Annotated in this window: 17 protein-coding genes and 1 pseudogene; 8 read left to right on the top strand and 10 right to left on the bottom strand. The window is 64.8% G+C overall.

Going from position 1 to position 22,168, the window contains the following annotated elements:
* Window positions 1-28 precede the first annotated feature (28 nt).
* From EH240_RS03685 to EH240_RS03675, 3 genes and pseudogenes are all read left to right on the top strand, one after another.
* Window positions 29-952, top strand: a complete 924-nt coding sequence (locus tag EH240_RS03685) for a sulfite exporter TauE/SafE family protein (protein WP_124996064.1) — start codon at window positions 29-31, stop codon at window positions 950-952.
* On the top strand, window positions 952-1,746 hold the full coding sequence (locus tag EH240_RS03680) for a TIGR02186 family protein (RefSeq protein ID WP_124996063.1): 795 nt from the start codon (window positions 952-954) through the stop codon (window positions 1,744-1,746). The genes EH240_RS03685 and EH240_RS03680 overlap by 1 nt, the downstream gene beginning before the upstream one ends.
* A gap of 167 nt (window positions 1,747-1,913) precedes the next feature.
* Window positions 1,914-3,172: pseudogene (locus tag EH240_RS03675) on the top strand (Hsp70 family protein).
* Between the two features lie 10 nt (window positions 3,173-3,182).
* Here the strand turns inward: EH240_RS03675 and EH240_RS03670 are convergent.
* Window positions 3,183-4,082, bottom strand: coding sequence for a LysR family transcriptional regulator (locus EH240_RS03670; protein WP_124996205.1), 900 nt, complete (start codon window positions 4,080-4,082; stop codon window positions 3,183-3,185).
* Window positions 4,083-4,360: 278 nt separating this feature from the next.
* On the opposite strand from EH240_RS03670, the gene EH240_RS03665 reads away from it, so the two are divergent.
* The 4 genes from EH240_RS03665 to EH240_RS03650 all read left to right on the top strand — a co-directional run bounded on the left by EH240_RS03665 (window position 4,361) and on the right by EH240_RS03650 (window position 9,748).
* Entirely contained in the window at window positions 4,361-7,291 is a 2,931-nt protein-coding gene (locus tag EH240_RS03665) for a molybdopterin oxidoreductase family protein (RefSeq protein ID WP_124996062.1), read from the top strand.
* Window positions 7,288-8,022 (top strand): 4Fe-4S dicluster domain-containing protein, encoded by a 735-nt coding sequence (locus tag EH240_RS03660; protein ID WP_124996061.1) that lies wholly within the window; start codon window positions 7,288-7,290, stop codon window positions 8,020-8,022. The genes EH240_RS03665 and EH240_RS03660 overlap by 4 nt, the downstream gene beginning before the upstream one ends.
* A gap of 18 nt (window positions 8,023-8,040) precedes the next feature.
* A complete protein-coding gene (locus tag EH240_RS03655) occupies window positions 8,041-8,976 on the top strand; it encodes a dimethyl sulfoxide reductase anchor subunit family protein (RefSeq protein WP_124996060.1) in 936 nt (311 codons plus the stop codon).
* Window positions 8,977-9,232: 256 nt separating this feature from the next.
* On the top strand, window positions 9,233-9,748 hold the full coding sequence (locus EH240_RS03650; RefSeq protein ID WP_124996204.1) for a hypothetical protein: 516 nt from the start codon (window positions 9,233-9,235) through the stop codon (window positions 9,746-9,748).
* A gap of 114 nt (window positions 9,749-9,862) precedes the next feature.
* On the opposite strand, the gene pdeM is transcribed toward EH240_RS03650, so the two are convergent.
* The 5 genes from pdeM to EH240_RS03625 all read right to left on the bottom strand — a co-directional run bounded on the left by pdeM (window position 9,863) and on the right by EH240_RS03625 (window position 16,216).
* Window positions 9,863-10,582 (bottom strand): ligase-associated DNA damage response endonuclease PdeM, encoded by a 720-nt coding sequence (pdeM, locus tag EH240_RS03645; protein WP_124996059.1) that lies wholly within the window; start codon window positions 10,580-10,582, stop codon window positions 9,863-9,865.
* A gap of 76 nt (window positions 10,583-10,658) precedes the next feature.
* Window positions 10,659-13,190: a ligase-associated DNA damage response DEXH box helicase gene (locus EH240_RS03640; protein WP_124996203.1), complete on the bottom strand. Its 2,532-nt coding sequence runs from the start codon at window positions 13,188-13,190 to the stop codon at window positions 10,659-10,661.
* Between the two features lie 239 nt (window positions 13,191-13,429).
* Window positions 13,430-14,290 carry a C40 family peptidase gene (locus EH240_RS03635; protein WP_124996058.1) on the bottom strand — a complete coding sequence of 287 codons (861 nt, stop codon included), beginning with the start codon at window positions 14,288-14,290 and terminating at the stop codon, window positions 13,430-13,432.
* A gap of 68 nt (window positions 14,291-14,358) precedes the next feature.
* Complete coding sequence (locus EH240_RS03630) at window positions 14,359-14,709, bottom strand: MarR family winged helix-turn-helix transcriptional regulator (protein WP_124996057.1); 351 nt, start codon at window positions 14,707-14,709, stop codon at window positions 14,359-14,361.
* 142 nt (window positions 14,710-14,851) lie between these two features.
* Entirely contained in the window at window positions 14,852-16,216 is a 1,365-nt protein-coding gene (locus tag EH240_RS03625) for a leucyl aminopeptidase family protein (RefSeq protein WP_124996056.1), read from the bottom strand.
* Between the two features lie 122 nt (window positions 16,217-16,338).
* On the opposite strand from EH240_RS03625, the gene EH240_RS03620 reads away from it, so the two are divergent.
* Complete coding sequence (locus tag EH240_RS03620) at window positions 16,339-17,166, top strand: tetratricopeptide repeat protein (protein ID WP_124996055.1); 828 nt, start codon at window positions 16,339-16,341, stop codon at window positions 17,164-17,166.
* Between the two features lie 115 nt (window positions 17,167-17,281).
* Here EH240_RS03620 and EH240_RS03615 read toward each other — a convergent pair whose 3' ends face one another.
* From EH240_RS03615 to EH240_RS03600, 4 genes are read right to left on the bottom strand one after another with little or no spacing between them, the layout of a single operon-like run.
* Window positions 17,282-18,298 carry a type II secretion system F family protein gene (locus tag EH240_RS03615; protein WP_124996054.1) on the bottom strand — a complete coding sequence of 339 codons (1,017 nt, stop codon included), beginning with the start codon at window positions 18,296-18,298 and terminating at the stop codon, window positions 17,282-17,284.
* Window positions 18,299-18,311: 13 nt separating this feature from the next.
* Entirely contained in the window at window positions 18,312-19,325 is a 1,014-nt protein-coding gene (locus EH240_RS03610) for a type II secretion system F family protein (RefSeq protein ID WP_124996053.1), read from the bottom strand.
* A 29-nt stretch (window positions 19,326-19,354) separates the two neighbouring features.
* Window positions 19,355-20,854 carry a TadA family conjugal transfer-associated ATPase gene (locus tag EH240_RS03605; protein ID WP_124996052.1) on the bottom strand — a complete coding sequence of 500 codons (1,500 nt, stop codon included), beginning with the start codon at window positions 20,852-20,854 and terminating at the stop codon, window positions 19,355-19,357.
* Window positions 20,855-20,884: 30 nt separating this feature from the next.
* A complete protein-coding gene (locus EH240_RS03600) occupies window positions 20,885-22,168 on the bottom strand; it encodes a CpaE/TadZ family protein (protein ID WP_206075220.1) in 1,284 nt (427 codons plus the stop codon).

Genomic DNA, 22,168 nt, shown 5'->3' with positions numbered 1-22,168 from the left:
CGACAGGCAAACCAATCGAGACAGACGGGTGGGCATCTATCTCCCGATCGCGGAAATTTCCGTCAACGTCTTCGTGCTGCTGGCGATGGGCGCGGCGGTGGGTTTCCTGTCGGGCATGTTCGGCGTCGGCGGCGGCTTCCTGATCACGCCGCTCTTGATCTTCTACAACATCCCGCCGGCGATCGCGGTGGCCACCGGGGCCAACCAGGTGATAGCCTCCTCCTTCTCCGGCGCGCTGTCGCACTTCAAGCGCGGCACGCTCGACTTCAAGCTTGGCGGCGTGCTTCTGGCCGGCGGCATCGTCGGCTCGACCGCCGGCATCTTTGTGTTTGCGCTGTTGCGCCGGCTCGGGCAGTTGGATCTCTTCATCTCGCTGCTCTATGTTGCGCTGCTCGGCACCGTCGGCGGGCTGATGCTGGTCGAAAGCGTCAACGCGCTGCGCGCCACGCGCAGCGGCGCCGCGCCTGTGCTGAAGAAATCCGGCCAGCACAACTGGATCCACCGGCTGCCGTTCAAGATGCGCTTCCGCGCCTCGAAGCTGTTCGTCAGCGTCATCCCGGTGCTCGGCCTCGGCGCCGCCATCGGCTTCCTGTCCTCGATCATGGGCGTCGGCGGCGGCTTCATCATGGTGCCGGCCCTGATCTACCTGCTCAAGGTGCCGACCAATGTCGTTATCGGTACCTCGCTGTTCCAGATCATCTTCACCTCGGCCTACACCACGCTGGTGCATGCCACGACCAACCAGACCGTCGATGTTATCCTCGCCTTCCTCTTGATGGCCGGCGGCGTCGCCGGCGCGCAATACGGCGCCAAGGCCGGCCAGAGGCTGCGCGGCGAGCAGTTGCGGGCGCTGCTGGCGCTGCTGGTGCTATCGGTCGCCATCCGCCTGGCCATCGACCTTTTCGTCACCCCGCCCAATCTCTACTCGCTCTCCGCTGCGGGCCTGAACTGATGGCGGGATTGAGAGCGTTCGCAGCCATCTCCTTCCTGTCGCTCGCTGCCGCAGCACTGCCGGCGGCGGCACAGACGCCGCCGGCGGCCGAAAGCATCCAGATCGGCCTGTCGACCGACGCCATTTCGATTACCGCCGGTTTTTCCGGCGCCGACCTCACCATCTTCGGCTCGCTGGAAAATCCCGATCCGCTGGTTGCGCGCCAGGGACGCTACGATGTCATCGTCGTGCTGGAGGGTCCCGACCGCCCCGTCGTCGTGCGCCGCAAGGACAGGGTGCTCGGCGTCTGGGTCAATCTGGAATCGGAGACATTCGAGAACGTGCCGGTGTCCTATTCGGTGGCGACGACCCGCCCGCTGCAGGACATCACCGAGCCGAACAGCTACAAGCAGCTGTCGCTCGGCGCTTCCAACCTTTACATGCAACCGGCCGAGCCCGGCGACAGCCCGGCGACGATCGAGGAATTCACCGCGGCGCTTCGCGAGCGCAAGGCCGCGACCGGCCTCTACAGCGAGAATGTCGGCGGCGTGCAGTTCCTGTCGCAGAACCTGTTCCGCGCTACCGTCCGCCTCGCGCCCAACATCCCGGTCGGCACGCACAAGGCGCGCGCCTTCCTGTTCAAGAGCGGCATGTTCGTGAAGGAAAGCTCGGCCCAGCTCGAAATCCGCAAGTCCGGCTTCGAGCAGTCGATCTTCCGTGTCGCGCACGACTATTCCTTCCTCTACGGCGTGTTCGCCGTGTCGCTCGCCATGCTCACCGGCTGGCTCGGGCGGCTCGTCTTCCGCAGGGATTGAGGACAAGAGGGGTTCCCCTCTCCGCAATCTTGCGGTAGACCGCCGCTTCCCGCCTCACGGGCAACCAACGCACAATCATTTCGGCAGAGCGGTCCGGCCATCCGGATGACGGCGCGTTTTTCCGACGCCGGCGATCCGCTGCCGCGAAGCAATGACAGGAGGCTGCGATGCAATCAGCATTCGGCGGCATCGATTTCGGCACGTCCAATTCCACGGTGGGCGTGATCCGCAACGGCCGCGCCCGACTGGTGGCGCTGGAGGGCGAGCAGCCCACCTTGCCAAGCGCCGTTTTCTTCAACTTCGAGGACGGCCATACCTATTTCGGCAGGCGCGCGATCGCCGACTACACAGACAGCGTCGAAGGCCGGCTGATGCGTTCGCTGAAAAGCGTGCTCGGCAGTTCGCTCGCGAACGAGAAGACGCGCATCAAAGCGCGCCTGATCGGCTTCGTCGACATCATCGGGTTCTTCATCAGCCATTTGAAGAAGCGGCTGGAAGAGGATGCCGGCGGCTCGGTCGAACGTGTCGTCCTTGGCCGTCCCGTGCAATTTGTCGATGATGATGCCGAAGCCGACGCGAAAGCCGAGGGCGAGCTCGAAAAGGCCGCCCGCGCGCAAGGCTTCAAGCATATCGCCTTCCAGTTCGAGCCGATCGCGGCGGCGCTCGACTACGAACAGAACGTCGCCCGCGAAGAGCTGGCGCTGATCGTCGACATGGGCGGGGCGGCACCTCCGACTTCTCGGTCGTGCGCGTCTCGCCGGAGCGCGCCCGCTCGGACGACCGCAAGGGCGATATCCTCGCCAATCGCGGCATCCATATCGGCGGCACGGACTTCGACCGGCTGCTCAGCATCGCCCATGTCATGCCCGAGCTCGGCTACCTGACGCCGACCAAGGACGGCAAGCGCAATCTGCCGGCAAGCTATTTCATCGATCTGGCGACCTGGCAGCGCATCAACCTCGTCTACACCGCCAAGGCGATGTCGGATCTGAAGCAGATCCGCTTCGAGGCCGAGCGCGCCGACCTCGTCGACCGCTTCATCCACATCGTCGAGCATCGTTACGGGCATGCGATGGCCGGCCTGGTCGAACGGGCCAAGATCGCGCTGACCGACCAGTCTTCGGCCGAGGTGAAAGTGTCGCTGCCGGGCGCGCGCTTCGCGGCCGCGATCACGCGCGCGGGCCTCGAGGACACGATTAGTGCAGACATCGAACGGGTGACCGCGACGGTCAAGCAGACGATCGCCGACGCCGGCGTTTCCGCTTCCGCCATCACCGCCGTGTTCCTCACCGGCGGTTCGACGGCGATCCCGCTGGCAAAGCGGCGGATCCTCTCACTGGTGCCGCAGGCCTCCGTCATCGAAGGCGACATGTTCGGCTCGGTCGGGCTCGGCCTGGCGCTGGATGCGCGGCGCAAATTCGCCTGAGGCCGTTTCCCTAGCCCTTTCCAGCATCCGCCTTGCCTGTGAGATGCGCCTTGAGCGCCATCTGGGCGAGGCTCGCCTGCCGGTCGCGATGGGTGATCATGGCGAAATCGCGCTTCGGCAGATCGACCGGCACGGACCTCAGGCTGCCCTCCGCCAGGGAGCGCGCGACGACGAGCTCCGAGATGATGGTGGCGCCGGCGCCGGCCTCCACCGCCTGACGCACGGCCTCGTTGCTTGGCAGGACCAGGAATATCTGCAGCTCCCCCGGCGAAACGCCTTCACCGCGCGCGAAATCCTCCAGCGCCTCGCGTGTGCCCGACCCGCCTTCCCTGATGATCCAGCGCAATGCCCTGATGTCGAGATTTGCCGCCGGGGTCATCGGAAGCTCGGGGTGCGAGCGCGCCACGACCAGCATCATGCGATCCTCGTCGACCGTGGCGCGCCGCAAGATGTCGGACTCGGTGCGCCCCTCGACCAGCCCGAAATCGGCCCGGCCGTCCAGCACATTGGTCTCCACCTGCCTTGTGTTGCCGATCGTCACGCTGAGCCGCACCGCCGGATAGGCCTCGTGGAAGGATGCCAGGCGCCGCGGCAGCCAATAGCTGGCGATGGTCTGGCTCGCCGCGATCGACAGACTGCCGGTGACGGTCTGCGAGACATGCTCCAGCACATTGTGGGCGGCAGCCGCCCGCTCCAGCACCGCCTTGGCCTCGGGCAGGAACCGATGGCCGGTCTGCGCAAGCTCGATGTTGCGCCCGACCCGGTTGAACAGGCGCACGCCATGCTGGCTTTCGAGCGCGCGGATGGCGGCCGAGGCGGCGGATTGCGAGATGCCGAGCAGCTCGGCCGCCTTGGTCATGTGGCCGTGCTCGGCGACGGCGACGAAGATGCGCAACTGGTCGAGGGTCATGGCCAACTAAGAAGCAAAATCGATCGGAATTACAAGAGCCGCTTGTTAGACGGATCAATTGCTTTGTTCTAAGTTTTTACCGGAAGTTGGAAAAATTTGGCTTCTTCACCGCCAAGGTTGGAAATGATCGGGCGCTTTAAATCCCTTTTCGCGCATTGGAGCCGCCGGCTGAGGCGCCAGTTGGCCGGCGAGCGCTACCATCCCGAGCTCCACTATATGCGCGGCCCGGGACCGAAGACGAAAGCCAGGATGGCGGTCAGCAAGAGCGTTCGCGGATCATGAGCTCAACTGAGCCGCGCGGCGCCAACTCCGCACCCTCCCAGCGGCCACTGGCCGACAGCCAAGCGCCGGACGAAGGCGACGGCGTCGACACCTCGCCAAGCGTCTTCGACAGCATCGCCAAGACCACCTGCTACATGTGCGCCTGCCGCTGCGGCATCGACGTCCACATCAAGGACGGCAAGGTGCGCTACATCAACGGCAACAAGGACCACCCGGTGAACCGCGGCGTGATCTGCGGCAAGGGCAGCGCCGGCATCATGCAGCATTACAGCCCGGCGCGGCTGAGCAAGCCGCTCCTGCGCACCGGTCCGCGCGGCACCGGCGAATTCAGCGAGATCGAATGGGGCGAAGCGCTCACCATCGCCACCGAGCGGCTGTCGGCGATCCGCCGCACCGACCCGAAGAAACTCGCCTTCTTCACCGGACGCGACCAGTCGCAATCGCTGACCGGCTGGTGGGCGAGCCGGTTCGGCACACCGAACTTCGCCGCCCATGGCGGCTTCTGCTCGGTCAACATGGCGGCAGGCGGCCTCTACACGATCGGCGGCTCGTTCTGGGAGTTCGGCGAGCCCGACTGGGACAACACGAAATACTTCATGTTGTTCGGCGTCGCCGAGGACCATGATTCCAATCCGATCAAGATCGGCCTCGGCAAGCTCAAGGCGCGCGGCGCCAAGGTGGTGTCGGTCAACCCGTGCCGCACCGGCTACAACGCGATCGCCGACGACTGGATCGGCATCCGGCCAGGGACGGACGGACTGTTCGTGCTCGCCCTCGTGCACGAATTGCTGAAGGCCGGCCGCGTCGATCTCGATTATCTGCTGCGCTACACCAACGCCGCTGTGCTCGTGATCCAGGAGCCGGGTACGGCCGATGACGGACTGTTCGCCCGCGACGCTGACGGCGATCCGATGGCTTGGCACAGGGTGGCGAAGGCTCCGGTCAAGGCGGCCGATCCCGAAGCCAAGCCAGCGCTGACCGGCAGCTGTACGGTCAATGGCCGCTGCTGCGTGCCGGTGTTCCAGTTGATCGCAGACCGCTATCTGGACGAGAGCTATTCGCCGGATGCGGCGGCAGGGCGCTGCGGGGTCGATGCCGACACGATCCGACGCATCGCGGCGGAGCTGGCGCATGTCGCCTTCGAGCAGACGATCGAGCTGCCGGTCGCCTGGACCGACTGGGCCGGACGCCGCCACGAGACGATCAAGGGCCGGCCTGTCTCGATGCATGCCATGCGCGGCATCTCGGCCCATTCCAACGGGTTCCATACCTGCCGCGCCATCCATCTGCTGCAGGTGCTGCTGGGCACAGTGGACGTGCCCGGCGGCTTCCGCTTCAAGCCGCCCTATCCCCGCTGCGCGCCGCCGGGGCCGAGGCCGGCGGGCAAGGACGTGAAGCCTATGGCGCCGCTGGAAGGCATGCCGCTCGGCTTCGTCTCAGGGCCCGACGATCTCTTGGTCGACGAGGCCGGCACCCCCACCCGCATCGACAAGGCCTATTCCTGGGAGGCGCCTTTGGCTGCGCATGGCCTGATGCACAGCGTCATCCGCAACGCCTGGGCCGGCGATCCTTATCCGATCGACACGCTGATGATGTACATGTCGAACATGGCGTGGAACTCGTCCATGAACACGGCCGAGACCATCGCCATGCTGACCGACAAGGACGCGTCGGGCGCTTACAAAATACCCTTCATCATCTATTCCGACGCCTACTATTCCGAGACCGTGCCGTACGCCGATCTGGTGCTGCCCGACACCACCTATCTCGAGCGGCATGACTGCATCAGCCTGCTCGACCGGCCGATCAGCCATGCGGACGGGCCGGGCGACGCCATCCGCCATCCCGTCGTCGAGCTCGACCGCGATGTGCGGCCGTTCCAGTCGGTGCTGATCGAGCTCGGCGCGAGGCTCGGCTTGCCCGGCTTCGCCAACGAGGACGGCTCGGCGAAATACCGCGACTATGCCGACTACATCGTCAACCACGAGCGCACGCCGGGGATCGGCCCGCTCGCTGGCTGGCGCGGCAGGGATGGTGGCTCATTTGGCAAAGGCGAGGCCAACCCCGACCAGCTGCAGCGCTACATCGACAATGGCGGCTTCTGGCACCGCGATTTTTCCGCCGACCAGCGCTACTACAAGATGGGCAACCGCGCCTATCTCGACTTCGCGGTCGAGATGGGCTTCATCGCGAAAGCTGAGCCGATCGTCTTCCAGCTTTATTCGGAGCCGATGCAGCGCTTCCGGCTCGCCGCACGCGGCCACGGCAAGCTGCAGCCGCCGAAGGCCGAGCGCGCCCGCATCGAGACCTATATGGATCCGCTGCCCTTCTGGTACGCGCCCTTCGAGGACGACACCGTCGATCTCCAAAAATATCCGCTGCATGCGCTGACGCAGCGGCCGATGCACATGTACCATTCCTGGGGCTCGCAGAATGCGTGGCTGAGGCAGATCACCAGCCAGAACCGGCTGTTCGTGCACCAGAAGACCGCTGCCGGGCTCGACCTTGCCGATGACGACTGGGTGTGGATCGAGAGCATCAACGGCCGTGTGAAGGGTCAGATCAAGCTGGTCGACGGCGTCAACCCGGACACGGTCTGGACCTGGAACGCGATCGGCAAGCGGCGGGGCAGCTGGGGCCTGAAGGACGATGCGGCCGAAAGCAATCGCGGCTTCCTGCTCAACCACATCATCGGCGACCAGACCGCGGCCGACGCCAACGGCAAGCGCTATTCGAATTCCGATCCGGTCACCGGACAGGCGGCGTGGTTCGACGTGCGCGTTCGCATCGTCAAATGCGCTCGGCAAGAAGCCGGCTTCACCGAGCCGCAGTTCGAACGCTTCCGGCAGCCGCCAAATGTCCAGCCGTCGCCGGATGTGCTTCGCTTCGGCGCCGCGTTCCGCACGAAGAGGGAAGCCGCCGAATGACCTGCCTTCCCGCCCAGACCGAGAAGAAGCTCGGCCTCGTCATCGACCTCGACACCTGCGTCGGCTGCCAGGCCTGCGTCACCGCCTGCAAGGAATGGAACACCGGCGGCCATATGGCGCCGCTGACCGACATCGACCCCTATGGCGGCAATGCCGACGGCGTCTGGTTCAACCGCGTGCACGCTTATGAGCACACGACCGAACGAGGCGGCCGTACGGTGAACTTCCCGCGCTCCTGCCTGCATTGCGAGACGCCCGCCTGCGTCACAGTTTGCCCGACGGGCGCCTCCTACAAGCGCGCCTCGGACGGCATCGTGCTGGTCGACGAAGACAAATGCATCGGCTGCAAGCTGTGCAGTTGGGCCTGCCCCTATGGCGCGCGCGAGCTCGACACGGATGTCGGCGTGATGAAGAAGTGCACGCTCTGCGTCGACCGCATCTACAACGACAATCTGGCCGAAGAAGACCGCGTGCCGGCCTGCGTGGCGGCCTGCCCGACGAGCGCCCGGCATTTCGGCGATCTCGGCGATCCAGCGTCAGCGGTATCGCAGTTGGTGACGGCGCGCGGCGGCGTCGACCTGATGCCGGAACTCGGCTACAAGCCGACCAACAAATATCTGCCGCCGCGTGCCCATACCGAACGCGCGGCGAAGGTTGACGCGCCGGCGCTGGAGCCGATCCGGGCCGAGGGCGGCTTCCTCGGCTGGATCGATCGCATGCTTTCGAACTGAATTCGCGCCGCCTCAGCCATGCATCCCGCCTTCTCCGTCGTCTTCTTCACCACCGCCACCGGCGCCGGCTACGGCCTGCTGGCGTTGCTCGGTGTGCTTGGCGGCTTGGGCTTTGTCCAGCCAGAGATCTGGTTCGGCCTTGTCGGCATGGCGCTTGCGCTCGGACTGATCGGCGCCGGCCTGCTCTCCTCCACCGGCCATCTCGGCCGGCCGGAGCGGGCCTGGCGGGCCTTCTCGCAATGGAGCAGTTCCTGGCTGTCGCGCGAAGGCGTGGCATCGGTCGCCACCTTCATTCCAGCCGGGCTGTTCGGCATCGGCTGGGTGCTGCTTGGCGGCAGTGGCGGCTGGGTGGCGGTCGCCGGGCTGCTGGCGGCGGCCGGCGCGGTCGCCACCGTCTGCACGACAGGCATGATCTATGCCTCGCTGAAGCCGATCGCCCAATGGCACAGCCGCTATACTTTGCCGGCTTATCTGATCTTCGCGGCAATGACGGGCAGCGTGCTTTTCAATGTGCTGCTGCAGGTCTTCGGCATAGGTTCCAAAGGCGTCCTGATTGTCGCGCTGCTCCTCACCTTGCTCGGCTGGGGCTGGAAGCTTGCGACCTGGCGCTACAACGACCGGCTGGAGATCACGACAACCGCGAACACCGCGACCGGTCTGGCCGGTGGCACCGTGCGGTCGATCGAATGGCCGCATACGGAAGAAAACTATCTGCTCAAGGAAATGGGCTTCCGCATTGCGCGCAAGCACAGCGCCAAGCTGAGGCGGATTGCGCAGGTGCTGGCCTTCGCCCTGCCCGCCGCCTTACTCATGATCGCCTTCGCCTTGCCATGGCCTTTCGCAGCGGCCGCATCAGTGCTTGCAGCGCTGTTGCAGTTTGCCGGCATGCTGGTCGAGCGCTGGCTGTTCTTCGCCGAGGCGAAGCACACGGTCACGCTCTACTATGGCAGATAGGGGACTATGGCAGATAGGGGACTATGGCAGATAGGGGCGGCTTCAGCCCGGCCGCAGCACCGAGCCGGAAACCGCAGAGATGCGTTGAGCGAGCCGGTATGGGCGCCGAAGGCGGACCTCCGCCAATCATGCGGTGGCGGCGAGGGAAAACTGAGCGGCTCCTGAAGGACCGCTGTCAGGAAGACTGTGCGACACTTCTCTTCCCTTATTGCCGGGGGTCTTTCCTTACTGCCGGGGGCCGGAAGGGCTTGTGACGATGCCTGTGACGATTTCTCCGTTTCTCACTGCTCTCGGGTCCGAAGGTCCGCCCGCCGACCGGGCGAAAGACATGGACCTTTACGGGTGGCTGATCGGAAGCTGGGAAATGGACACGGTCCATCACCTCAATGACGGCACGATCCAAAAATGGCCTGGAGAAATCCATTTCGGCTGGGTGCTCGAAGGTCGCGCGATTCAGGACATCTGGATCAGGCCCAGGCGCCCGGCGCCGTCCACTATGTATGGCACGACCCTGCGCATCTTCGATCCTGGGATCGGTGGCTGGCATATCATTTGGGCTGACCCGCTCAACCAAGATTATTCGCGCCAGATCGGGCGAGCCGAGGGTAAGGACATTGTCCAGATCGGTGAGGACTCGCGCGGTCTGAAAACGCGATGGCGTTTCACCGAGATCACCGCCAACAGCTTCCATTGGATCGGCGAGGAAAGAGCTTCAGAGAGCGACCCCTGGCAAGTCACATATGAACATTTCGCCCGCCGAACAAATCCCTGAATCAGGGGATGGGATAGGGCCGCAAGCCCCGCCGCTGGGGGGAGGTGGGCCGTCAGGGCCGGAAGGTCGAGAGGAAGCGTAGAAAGCCGGGATTTGCAGGCCGGCTCGCTTGAGCTAGCCCGGCCGGAGCATGGCGCCGGAGATGGCGAAGACACGTTCCGCGCCCAGCATGTAGGCCATCAGCGTGTCGCGGTTGAACAGTCCCAGATAGGCGCGGTCGAGTACGTTGAGCGAGCCGGTATAGGCACCGAAGGCCGGCATGATCATGCGGCCGCCATCGCCCGCGAAACAGCGCCGCCGCACCGAACGGCCGCGCTGGACGATGCGCGCGCAAGGGTGGAGGTGGCCGGCGATCTCGCCTTCCACCCGCAGCAGCTTCGAAGGTTCGTGCCGGAAGAGCAGCGAGCCGACGGCGAGCTCCTTCACCATCTCGCCAGGCAGGTCGGCCGGGGCATCCGGATCGTGGTTGCCGGCGACCCAGAACCAGTCGCGGCCGGCCATCAGCGCTTCCAGCCGTTCACGGAAGCTCAGATGCATGCGCCCGGCGCCACCGCCGTCGTGGAAGGAGTCGCCAAGGCTGATGACTATGCGTGGCTGATAGTCGGCGATCACCGCCTGCAGCCTAAGCAAAGTGGCGCCCGTATCATAGGGCGGGATCAGCGCGCCCCGCCTTGCGAAAGAAGACCCTTTTTCGAGATGCAGGTCGGAGACGCAGAGCAGCCGCAGATCGGGGAAATAGAGCACGCCGCGCCGGTCGCAGACCGCGCGCTCGCCGGCGATGCCGACCAGATCGGCCTCGGCGATCAGCGTTGCGCGCGCCAGCGAAAAATTCATCCCCTCTCCGTTCCTTGTTCTACCCAATTCCGAACAGAAACCGTGACACACTTTTCCTGGAATTGCTTCCAGCCCTCTATCGGCCCATGGCCTCCTCGACCAGGTCGGCGGCTTCCATCAAAAGCGTGTCGTTGGCGCCGCCATTGACCGATTCCTTGCCGATCTCCAGCATCACCGGCACCGCCAGCGGCGATATCTGGTCGAGATGCTTATGCATGATTCGACCGCGCACGCGCGAGAGCATCTCGCCAAGTCTGCTGACATCGAGCAATCCGGCCGAGGCGTCGGTGCGCGTCGCCTGCAGTAGTATGTGGTCAGGCTCGTGGCTGCGCAGCACATCGTAGATCAGATCGGCGGAGACCGTTACCTGCCGCCCGCTCTTTTCCTGTCCGGGATAGCGCTTCTCGATCAGTCCGGCGATGACCGCGCAGGTGCGGAAGGTGCGCTTCAGCATCCAGCTGTCGTTCAGCCAGGCCTCGAGATCATCGCCCAGCATGTCCTCGTCGAAAAGTGCGGCCAGCGACGGCTTCTTCGCCTTGAAGAGCGCCGCCATGTCGTCCAGCGCCCAGACGGCGAGCGAATAGTCGGTGGCGACGAAGCCGAGCGGCCTGGCATGCGCGCGCTCCAGCCGGCGCGTCAGCAGCATGCCGAGCGTCTGGTGCGCCAGCCGGCCCTCGAAAGGATAGGCGACCATGTAGTGGCGGTTCCCGCGCGGAAAGGTCTCGACCAGAAGATCGCCGCGCTTCGGCAGCACCGATTTCTCCTTCTGCAGCCGCAGCCAGTCGGCGACCTGCTCCGGCAAGGTTTTCCATCGGTCGCTGTCGGCCAGCATGCCGCGCACCTGCTCGGCAAGATAGGTCGAGAGCGGGAACTTGCCGCCCGCATAGGAGGGCACGATGATGTTGGCGCCGGCCCCGTTGGAGACGACGCATTCGTTCTCGCGAATGCCTTCGAAGCGCAGCACCTTGCCGGCGAACAGGAAGTTGTCGCCGGGCCGCAACTGCTCGGCGAAGTATTCCTCGATCTTGCCGAGCACCGGCCCACCGCGCCCGGCCATGCCTCGCCCCTGTCGGACATAGCGGATATTGAGTTCAGGCATCTCGACGATGGTGCCGACATTCAGCCGGTACTGCTGCGCGACGCGGGGATGCGCGATGCGCCACAGCCCCTCTTTGGTCTGGCGGATGCGGGCATAGCGCTCATAGTTCTTCAGCGCATAACCGCCGGTGGCGACGAAATCGATGACGCGGTCGAAGGTCTCGCGCTCCAACGCGGCATAAGGGGCCGCGCCGCGCACCTCCTCGAACAGCAGGTCGGCATCGAACGGTCCGCCGCAGGCGACGCCCAGCACATGCTGCGCCAGCACATCCAGCGCGCCCTTGATCAGCGGCGGCGTGTCCTGCGCGCCGAGATAGTTGGCGTCGAGCGCCGCCCGGCATTCCAGCACCTCGAAGCGATTGGCCGGGATCAGGATCGCTTTCGACGGTTCGTCCATGCGGTGGTTGGCGCGGCCGATGCGCTGGGCCAGACGGCTGGCGCCTTTCGGCGCGCCGACATGCACGACCAGATCGACGTCGCCCCAGTCGATGCCGAGATCCAACGTGGAGGTGGCGACGATAGCACGCAGCGCATTGTCGGCCATCGCCTTCTCGACGCGGCGGCGCTGGCCGACGTCGAGCGAGCCGTGATGCAGCGCTATGGGGAGCGAGTCTTCGTTCGCCCGCCACAGCTCCTGGAACAGCAGCTCCGCCTGGCTCCGGGTGTTGACGAAGAGAAGCGTCGTTCGGTGCTGCTTTATCGCCTCGTAGATTTCGGGGATGGCATAGCGGGCCGAATGGCCGGACCACGGCACGCGCTCGCGCGAGTCGAGGATGGAGATGTCAGGCTTGGCGCCGCCGGCGACGGTAATCAGCCCGGCCATCTCGGTGTTCTTCGAGTTCTTGGGCGGGTTCTGCGCGACCAGCCAGCGCCGCAACTCGTCCGGCTCGGCGACGGTTGCCGACAGGCCTATGGTTTGCAGTTGGGGGACAAAGGCGCGCAGCCGCGCCAGGCCGAGCGCCAGCAGGTGCCCGCGCTTCGAGGTGACGAGCGAATGCAGTTCGTCGAGCACGACATAGCGCAGGTCCTCGAAGAAGCGCCTGGCGTCATTCGAGGCGATCAGCAGGGCGAGCTGCTCGGGCGTGGTGAGCAGAATGTCGGGCGGCACCAGCTTCTGCCGCTGGCGCTTGTGCGAGGGGGTGTCGCCGGTGCGGGTCTCGATGGTGACCGGCAGGCCGATCTCCTCCACCGGCTTGCCGAGGTTGCGCTCGATGTCGACGGCCAGCGCCTTGAGCGGCGAGATGTAGAGCGTGTGGATGCCGCGATGCGCTTCGCCCGGCTTTCGTTTGGGGCGGTTGGCAAGCTCGGTGAGCGACGGCAGAAAGCCGGCCAGCGTCTTGCCGGCGCCGGTCGGCGCGATCAGCAGCACCGATTGTCGGGCTTGCGCCTTCGCCAGCAACTCAAGCTGATGGACACGCGGCGACCAGCCTTTTTCACCGAACCATTTGACGAATGGCTCGGGCAGCAGGACGGCGGCATTCTGTTCGGCAAGGCGCGGCTGCTCTGTCACGCGCAAGAGGTAGCGCGAGCGCGTGCGATCGCCAAGAAAAATCGGAACAAAAGGGGATCGCGGCACCCTTCTGCACCATGCGAGATTGGCGAAATCTTCGAGGAGAGCGCCCCCTCGCCCCGTTTACGGGGAGAGGATGCCGGCAGGCAGGTGAGGGGCAGCGCCAACTGTCGGAGGTTCGCGCCGCCCCTCATCCGCCCTTCGGGCACCTTCTCCCCGTGAACGGGGAGAAGGAAAGATCACGGCCTCCTGAACCCCGTCGGGCCGCCATAGAGATAGCCGATGCGCTCGACGGCCTCCTTCAGCCCTTCGCGCGAGACCAGCATCGTGTGGCCGTTGGCATGGATCATGTCTTTCGCGTCGGTCATGATCGCGACATGGCCTTTCCAGAAGACGAGATCGCCACGCTGGAGCCGGGAAAAGCCGGGGCCTGGCTCGAGCGGCGTGCCGATCGATGCCGCCTGCATGTCGGAGTCGCGCAGCACCTCCTTGCCCGTCATGCGCATCGAAAGCTGCACGAGACCTGAGCAGTCGATGCCGAAGCCGGAGACGCCACCCCAGAGATAGGGCGTGCCGAGGAAGCTCTCCGCGACCGTGACATAGTCGCCGGCAACCTCGGCGATCGGCCGCAGATGACGGGCGATGATCGCCTGGCCGGAGGGCAGCAACGCGTAATGCGTGCCGCGCGTTTCGGCGGAGCCCGTCACCGTCACCGTCGAGCCCATCGACAATTGTCCGTCTATCGGGAAGCGCAAATCCGGTCCCGGATAGAGGAAGGTGCGTGGCACGGAGACGATTTGAGTGGGCGCGTGCTCACGTGCGCCGAGCACTTTGTCGGCGACATAGCCGACATAACCGTCGCGTTCGGCCTGCACCCAGGCCCAGCCTTCCGCTTCCTCGAAGACCAGCACCTCGTCGCCGAACAGGGCCTGTGTGTTCACGCCGGCGTCGGGGCGCGGCGCCTTGCGCAGGTCGGCGACGGAAGCCGCGATCCGCGCCGGGCGGCCGGCGACGAAGCGCTCGGCAGCGACCTCGCCTTTCAGCCTGGCATCGGCGAGGTCGGAACGAAAGGCGTGAAGGCGGGCATCCCTGGCGGTCAAATCGGTAACTCAGCTTGATTGAGCATGATCTTGTCCGAAAACCGGTTCCCACTTTTTGGGATCATGCTCTAGATTGGCAATTCATGCGCCCTGGCAACGATACCATCGCCGAAGCGCTCGACAAAGAGCGCGCCTTCCACCGTGCGCCGGATCAGCACATTGCGCTTGTCTAACTCGTCGCGGTGGCGCGAGACCAGCTTCAGCGCCCCCATCGTGTCGAGCGCCCTGGTGATGACCGGCTTGGTGACGTTGAGCCTGGCGGCCAACCCGCGTACCGTATGCGGCGGCGGATCGAGGTAGATGGTGAGCAGGATTGCCGTCTGGCGCATGGTGAGATCGGGCTCGCCGTCGCGCACCTGCGACAGCAACACCTGCTGCCACAGTCGCAAGGCCTGGCTCGGGCGCATCGAGATCGACATCCGCACAGCATGACGGCAAATTGTTTCGCTTCCGTTTCAGTCCCCGGCGTTTTGCCGGCTTTCCGACGAGTGTTCGTTTCACGCAATTCCAGGCGGAAAACCGCTGCGCACTTTTCCTGGAATCGCTTTTCCTGGAATCGCTCTATCCGAACCGTTTCGCGATGATCCGCTCCAGCGCGCGAATGCCTTGCGCCTCGCCGCCGGTCAGTCCGTACGGACGATCACTCGGGTTCCAGGCAAAAATGTCGAAATGTGCCCAGCCGGGCGTCTTCTCGACGAAACGCTTAAGGAACAGAGCCGCGGTGATCGATCCGGCAAAGCCGTCCGTCGTGACGTTGTTGATGTCGGCGATCTTCGATGAAAGCTTCGCGTCATAGGGACGCCACAGCGGCATGCGCCACAGCGGATCCTCGACAGCGAGCGAAGCCGCGGCCAGATCGGCCGCCAGAGCCTCGTCGCCGGTGTAGAAGGGCGACAGATCGGGGCCGAGCGCGACACGGGCGGCTCCGGTCAGCGTCGCCATGTCGAACAGCAGGGCCGGCCTTTCCTCGTCGGCAAGCGCCAGCGCGTCGGCCAGAACCAGCCGGCCTTCGGCGTCGGTGTTGCCGATCTCGACCGTGATGCCCTTGCGGCTTCTCAGAACGTCGCCTGGCCGGAAGGCGTTGCCGGCGATCGAATTCTCGACCGCGGGGATCAGCACCCGCAATCGCACATTCAGTTGCGCCGCCATGATGATGGAGGCGAGACCCAGCACGTTGGCGGCGCCGCCCATGTCCTTCTTCATCAACAGCATGCCCGACGACGGCTTGACGTCGAGACCGCCGGTGTCGAAGCAGACACCCTTGCCGACCAGCGTCACCTTCGGCGCGTCGCCCGGTCCCCATGTCATGTCGATCAGCCGCGGCGCGTCGGCCGAGGCGCGGCCGACGGCATGGATCATCGGGAAATTCCGCGCCAGGAGATCGTCGCCCTTGATGACGAAGATGTCGGCGCCGTGCGTGGCGGCCAATATCTGGACGGCCTCCTCCAACTCATCCGGCCCCATGTCGCTGGTCGGCGTGTTGACGAGGTCGCGCGTCAGGAAAATACCCTCGGCGATGCGGCGCACATGCGCCTCGTCGGCACCGGACGGCAGCACGAAGCGCAACGCCTTACCGGGCTTCTTGCCGTAGCGGGTGAAAACGTAGCCGCCGAGGACGAGCGCCAGCGCAGCGAGATCGGGCGCAGGCAAATCCTGGGCAAAATGCCATTCGCCCGCGGGCAGCGATCTCGCCAGGGCGCCGACGGCAAGCTGGCTCCCGCCGTCGCCGGTGCCGAACAGCGCGCCGGCGAGCGCGCCACCGTCGGCGGGCAGAACGAGTGTCCGGCCCGCCTCGCCCGAAAAGCCGTTGGCCCCTGCCCAGGCAATGGCCGAAGGCGGGAGGCCCGAGGCGTCGAGGCCGTCCTTTCCCACCAGATAGATTGGCAAGGCAGCTTCCGGTTTCTGGTCAACGAGTTCGACGGGCATTCGACGGTCTCCGGACGGCACAGCGAGTCGGCTTTTTAACGATCCGTTAGGGTTAACAGAATATTTCTTCGAGAGGGAAGACGGTCAGACAATGGCCGCGCAGGAATGGAGACCAGGTGCAGATGCCGATCAAAGCGCCGAACGTCAAAAGCAAACGTCTGATCGCAACGGCATTCATGGCGGTGCTGGCCGCCAGCGTCGCGGGGTGCGGCAGCACCAGCAAGCTCACGACGGGCTCCATTTCCCGATCCGACAACCAGCCGCTGGAAACGATGTCGGCCAACGAACTGCACAGCGCCACGGCCAGGCTTGGCGAATCCTACGCCAGGAACCCGAACGACAAACGTGTCGCCACGAATTACGCCGCGGCACTGCAGATGGATGGCGACGCCGACCAGTCGCTGGCGGTGATGCGCAAGCTTGCGATCGCCTACCCCAAGGACCGAGACGTGCTCGCCGCCTACGGCAAGGCGCTTGCCGCCAACGGGCAGTTCGAGCAGGCGCTCGATGCCGTGCGCCGCGCCCAGACGCCGGAATATCCGGACTGGCGCCTGGTGTCGGCGGAAGCCGCCATCCTCGACCAGATGGGGCATCGGAACGAGGCACGTCAGGACTACCGGAAGGCGCTGGAGCTCAAGCCGAACGAACCTTCGATCCTCTCCAATCTCGGCATGTCCTATGTGCTGGAGGGCGATCTGCGCACAGCCGAGACATATATGCGCTCGGCCGCGCAGCAGCCGAGCGCCGACAGCCGCGTGCGGCAGAACCTGGCGCTGGTCGTCGGCCTGCAGGGCCGCTTCGACGAGGCCGAGAAGATTGCCTCGCAGGAGCTTTCGCAGGAGCAGGCGCAGGCCAACATCGCTTATCTGCGCCAGATGCTTGCCCAGCAAAACGCCTGGAGCCAGCTCAAGGATCAGGACAAGGACAAGGCGAAGGCCGCGACGAACTAGAGCCTTGTTTTGACGCAATTTCCGGACGGCTGCGCGGCATTCAAAGCTATGCCGGACAAGCAAAAGCCGCGCGGCACTCGCCGCGCGGCCTTTGTCATGACCTCGACCGCCTCGCTTACTGGCTGCTGGAATTGTGCTGGTCGCCGAAGATGCCGCGCTGGCTGACCTGGATGCCGGCCGGCCCCAGAATGATGGCGAACAGAACCGGCAGGAAGAACAGGATCATCGGCACGGTGAGCTTGGGCGGAAGTGCTGCGGCCTTCTTCTCGGCCGCGTTCATGCGCATGTCGCGGCTTTCCGACGCCAGCACGCGCAGCGCATGCGCCACCGGCGTGCCGTAGCGCTCCGCCTGAACCAGGGCCTGGGACACCGACTTCACCGATTCCAGGCCGGTGCGGCTTGCCAGGTTCTCATAGGCGACCTTGCGGTCCTGCAGATAGGAGAGCTCGGCATTGGTGAGCACGAATTCCTCGGCGAGCGCCACGGACTGGGTGCCGATCTCGTCGGCGACCTTGCGAAGCGCCGCCTCCACCGACATGCCGGATTCGACGCAGATCAGCATCAGGTCGAGCGCGTCCGGCCATGCCAGCTGGATCGACTGCTTGCGCTTGGTCGCGCGGTTGTTGACGTAGAGGATCGGCGCATAGAAACCGCCATAGGCGACAAGAATGCAGACGAACAGCTTGATGAAAGCCGGCTGCTGCGGCAGGCCGCCCAGAACGAACAGGTAGATCGCGGCGAGCGCGAATCCGATGAATGGCAGGATCAGGCGAAAGAACAGGAAGCGCGTCAGCGGATTCTGGCCGCGGAAGCCCGCCACCTTGAGCTTCTGCAGCGTGCCTTCGTCGGCAAGCGCGCGCTTGAGGTCGAGCCGTTCGACGATGTTGCGCATGCCGATCGACTGCTCCTCGCGCAGGCCCTTGCGGCGGCGGTCGGCTTCGCTGGCTAGGCGCGCTCGCTGCTTTGAGCGCAGCTCGTCGCGCTCGAGCGCCACGCTTTTCATACGCGCCTTGAGCTGATCGCCGCCAAGCGCCGGCAGGAGCGTGAAGACGGTCGCAAAAACCGCGATGCCGACCAGGAGCGCGATAAGGAAGGAAGGATCGGTTAGCGTCTTGACGACCTGGTCTGTCATTGGGTCCGCGTCCCTACACTTCGAAATTCATCATCTTGCGCATCACCAGGATGCCGATCGACATCCAGACGCCGGAACAACCGAGGATCAGGTTGCCGACGCTGGTCGTGAACAGCGGCATGATGTAGTTCGGACTCGTCAGATAGACGAGAAAGGCGACGACGAACGGCAAGGCGCCGATGATGACGGCGGATGCCTTGGCTTCCATCGACAGCGCCTGCACCTTGGCTTTCATCTTCTTGCGGTCGCGCAGCACGCGCGAAAGGTTGCCAAGCGCCTCGGAGAGATTGCCACCGGCCTGCGACTGGATCTGGATGACGATGCCGAAGAAGCCGGCCTCGGTGCATGGCATGGTCTCGGACATGCGCAGCGTCGCATCGGGGATCGACAGGCCCATCTGCTGGGAATCGACGATGCGGCGGAACTCGGCGCGGACCGGCTCGGGAGATTCGTTGGCGATCAGGCGGATCGCATCGTTCAACGGCAGGCCGGACTTGACCGCGCGCACGATGATGTCGAGGGCATTCGGGAATTCCTCGAGGAAAGCCTTCACCCGGCGCGTGCGGCGAAACGACACGAACCAGCGCGGCAGGCCCAATGCCCCGGCCAAGAGAGCGCCAGGCAGTGCCAGCAACGGCGCGCCGGCGAGATAGGCGAGGACCGTAAGCACGACGCCGCAGATCGCCGAGTAGATGTAGAAGCGCTCGATGGAGACAGTCATGCCGGCCTGGCGGATCTGGGCCCTCAGCGGCGGCTTCTTGATGTTGCGGTCGCTGGCTTTCTGCTTCTCATCGAGCTGCTTGAGCGTGTCCTGGACGGTTTTACGCCGCCTGACCGCTTCCGCGGCGCGGTCGCGCGTAGCCTTCACCACCGACCGGTCGGTTTCGGCCGTCTTGATTGTTTCAAGCCGCTTGCCGGCCTGCTTTTCAATGTCGATGCGCGTGAACAGGAAAGCATAGGCCACCGCGCCGGCGCTGAGGCCGGCAAGCACGACGAAAGCCAGAACCGTGGTGTCAATTCCGAACATCGACCGGGGCCCCTACATCTCCAGATGCATCAGTCAGCGCGTTTCTCCATGGCCTCGAGCGCGTTGGCGAGACGCTGCTCCTCGCCGTAGTAGCGGGCACGATCCCAGAAATGCGGCCGGCCGATGCCGGTAGAAACATGCTCGCCGATCAGCCGGCCGTTCGCGTCTTCGCCCTTGATGTTGTAGAGGACGAGATCCTGGGTGATGACGACGTCGCCTTCCATGCCGATCACCTCGGTGATGTGGGTGATGCGGCGCGAGCCGTCGCGCAGGCGAGCCGCCTGGATGATCACATCGACCGAGCCGACGACGATCTCGCGCACCGTTCTCTGCGGCAGCGAGTAGCCGCCCATGGCTATCATCGATTCAATACGGTTCAGGCATTCGCGCGGGCTGTTGGAGTGGATCGTTCCCATCGAACCGTCATGGCCGGTGTTCATCGCCTGGAGAAGGTCGAACACTTCCGGCCCGCGCACCTCGCCGACGATGATCCGTTCGGGCCGCATGCGCAGGCAGTTCTTGACGAGGTCGCGCATGGTCACCTCGCCCTCGCCTTCGAGGTTGGGCGGCCTGGTTTCGAGACGCACCACATGCGGCTGCTGCAGCTGCAGCTCGGCCGAGTCCTCGCAGGTGATGACCCGTTCCTCGCGATCGATGTAGTTGGTCAGGCAGTTGAGCAGCGTCGTCTTGCCCGAGCCGGTACCGCCCGAGATGACGACATTGCAGCGGACGCGGCCGATGATCTTGAGGATCTCTGCGCCTTGCGGCGAGATGGCGCCGAACTTGACCAGCTGGTCGAGCGTCAGCTTGTCCTTCTTGAACTTGCGGATGGTGAGCGCGGTGCCGTCAAGGGAAAGCGGCGGCGCGATCACGTTGACGCGCGAGCCGTCGGGAAGACGCGCGTCGCAGATCGGGCTCGATTCGTCGACGCGGCGGCCGACCTGGCTGACGATGCGCTGGCAGATGTTGAGCAGCTGCTGGTTGTCGCGGAAGCGGATGCCGGTCTGCTCGACCTTGCCGTTGACCTCGATGTAAACGTTCTTGGACCCGTTGACCATGATGTCGGCGATGTCGTCGCGCGCAAGCAGCGGCTCCAGCGGCCCATAGCCGAGCACGTCGTTGCAGATGTCCTCCAGCAGCTCTTCCTGCTCGGAGATCGACATCACGAAATTCTTGATCGCGATGATGTCGTTGACGATGTCGCGGATTTCCTCGCGCGCGCTTTCCGGATCGAGCTTGGCGAGCTGCGACAGGTCGATCGTGTCGATCAGCGCGGAAAACACCTGGCTCTTGGTGTCGTAGTAGGTTTCGCTGCGCTCGCGTTGGACCCTTCTCGGCGGCTCGGGCGCCATCGGCGGCGGCTCCACCGGACGGCGAACGGGCGACGCGGCGGGCATGCTCGGCGCCGGCGCGGCCGGCCGATCGACAGCCATCGTCCCGGCCGAAGCGGGAGCGGCCGGAGGAGGTGCCGGCGGACGGAATTCGGGAGCTGCCCGGCTGCCGTCGTCTGTGCCTCTTTTACCAAACATGATCGACTACCCGATGCCGCTGCGCGAGCGTCATTTCTTGTTTCGTGAAAGCTTGCCGAGGATGGAGCCCAGGCCTGCCTTCTTCTTCGCCTTGATTTCGCTGCGCCCGGTCAACACATGCGCGATTTCGTTGATCATGCCGACGACCGGACTCTTGGCGTCCATCTCGCCAAGCATGCGGCCGTTGTTGGCCGCGTTGCCGAACAGCAGCGGCTCGAAATTGATCACCGCCATGGGCGTGATGCCGAGCGGTTCGGAAAAATCCGATGCCGCGATCTCCGGCCGTTTCGGAACGCCCGCCTGGTTGATGATGAGCTTCGGCGGCGGGTCGTTCGGACGCAGCCGCTTCAGCATGTCCACCATATTCTTGGTGTTGCGCAGATTGGCGAGTTCGGGCGTGGCCGTAATGACGATCTCATCGGCCTTGATCAGCGTGCTCTTGGTCCAACCGCTCCAGATATGAGGGAGATCGAGCACTAGCAAAGGCGCGCTGCGCTGCGCCGTTTCGATGACCTGGGAGAAGGCGTCCGGATCGAAATCATAAACGCGCTCGAGCGTGGAAGGTGCCGCCAGCAGCGACAAATGCTCGGCGCACTGCGCCAGCAGCCGGTCGAGATAGACCTCGTCGACGCGCTCGGGCGAAAACACCGCCTCGGCGATGCCCTGCGCGGGGTCCTGGTCGAAGTTGATGTTGGCGGTGCCGAAGGCGAGATCGAGATCGGCCACGACGACTTCAGACTTGAACAATGACGACATCGCCCAGGCGACGTTGTGGGCGATCGTCGAGGAGCCGACACCGCCCTTGGCGCCGATGAAGGCGATGGAGCGGCCGATCGGATCGGACTCGGGGTCGACAAAGATCGACGACACGACGCTCACGATATCGGTCATCGAGACCGGCGCGATGACATATTCGGAAATGCCCGAACGGATAAGCTCCCGGTAGAGGCCGACATCGTTGTAATGGCCGATGACCACGACCTTCGAGGTCGGATCGCAATATTCCGCGAGCTGGGTGAGCTGCTCCAGCAGCTGTTTAGGCTCGCTGCGCGATTCCAGCAGGATCAGGTTTGGTGTCGGCGCCGACTGGTAGAATTCGATCGCGGTGGCGATGCCGCCCATATGGACCTTCAGATGGGCCTTGGCCATACGGCGATCCTCGCCGGCGCGCTCAATTGGGTTGGCGACGCCCTCGGTCTCACAGAAAGCCTGGATCGAGATGCGCGGCACCGGGCGCACCGCCTGCATGGCGGCGACGTCCTGCTGCGAGAGATCGCCGGTATCCGAGGGCGTGTCGTAGGCAAGATTGCTCAT

The sequence above is a fragment of the Mesorhizobium tamadayense genome (genome assembly GCF_003863365.1).
GTDB lineage: Bacteria > Pseudomonadota > Alphaproteobacteria > Rhizobiales > Rhizobiaceae > Mesorhizobium > Mesorhizobium tamadayense.
Note: the sequence above shows the minus strand (reverse complement) of the source record. Positions and strands in the feature narration are given on the sequence as shown.

What these genes read in the sequence shown, in the direction of transcription:
- EH240_RS03665 (WP_124996062.1), top strand. Translation starts at nt 4,361, where the DNA reads ATGAGCTCAACTGAGCCGCGCGGCGCCAACTCCGCACCCTCCCAGCGG.
- EH240_RS03630 (WP_124996057.1), bottom strand. Translation starts at nt 14,709, where the DNA reads ATGTCGATCTCGATGCGCCCGAGCCAGGCCTTGCGACTGTGGCAGCAG.
- EH240_RS03610 (WP_124996053.1), bottom strand. Translation starts at nt 19,325, where the DNA reads ATGTTCGGAATTGACACCACGGTTCTGGCTTTCGTCGTGCTTGCCGGC.
- EH240_RS03670 (WP_124996205.1), bottom strand. Translation starts at nt 4,082, where the DNA reads ATGACCCTCGACCAGTTGCGCATCTTCGTCGCCGTCGCCGAGCACGGC.
- EH240_RS03655 (WP_124996060.1), top strand. Translation starts at nt 8,041, where the DNA reads ATGCATCCCGCCTTCTCCGTCGTCTTCTTCACCACCGCCACCGGCGCC.
- EH240_RS03625 (WP_124996056.1), bottom strand. Translation starts at nt 16,216, where the DNA reads ATGCCCGTCGAACTCGTTGACCAGAAACCGGAAGCTGCCTTGCCAATC.
- EH240_RS03660 (WP_124996061.1), top strand. Translation starts at nt 7,288, where the DNA reads ATGACCTGCCTTCCCGCCCAGACCGAGAAGAAGCTCGGCCTCGTCATC.
- EH240_RS03600 (WP_206075220.1), bottom strand. Translation starts at nt 22,168, where the DNA reads ATGAGCAATCTTGCCTACGACACGCCCTCGGATACCGGCGATCTCTCG.
- EH240_RS03620 (WP_124996055.1), top strand. Translation starts at nt 16,339, where the DNA reads ATGCCGATCAAAGCGCCGAACGTCAAAAGCAAACGTCTGATCGCAACG.
- EH240_RS03650 (WP_124996204.1), top strand. Translation starts at nt 9,233, where the DNA reads ATGCCTGTGACGATTTCTCCGTTTCTCACTGCTCTCGGGTCCGAAGGT.
- EH240_RS03615 (WP_124996054.1), bottom strand. Translation starts at nt 18,298, where the DNA reads ATGACAGACCAGGTCGTCAAGACGCTAACCGATCCTTCCTTCCTTATC.
- pdeM (WP_124996059.1), bottom strand. Translation starts at nt 10,582, where the DNA reads ATGAATTTTTCGCTGGCGCGCGCAACGCTGATCGCCGAGGCCGATCTG.
- EH240_RS03605 (WP_124996052.1), bottom strand. Translation starts at nt 20,854, where the DNA reads ATGTTTGGTAAAAGAGGCACAGACGACGGCAGCCGGGCAGCTCCCGAA.
- EH240_RS03680 (WP_124996063.1), top strand. Translation starts at nt 952, where the DNA reads ATGGCGGGATTGAGAGCGTTCGCAGCCATCTCCTTCCTGTCGCTCGCT.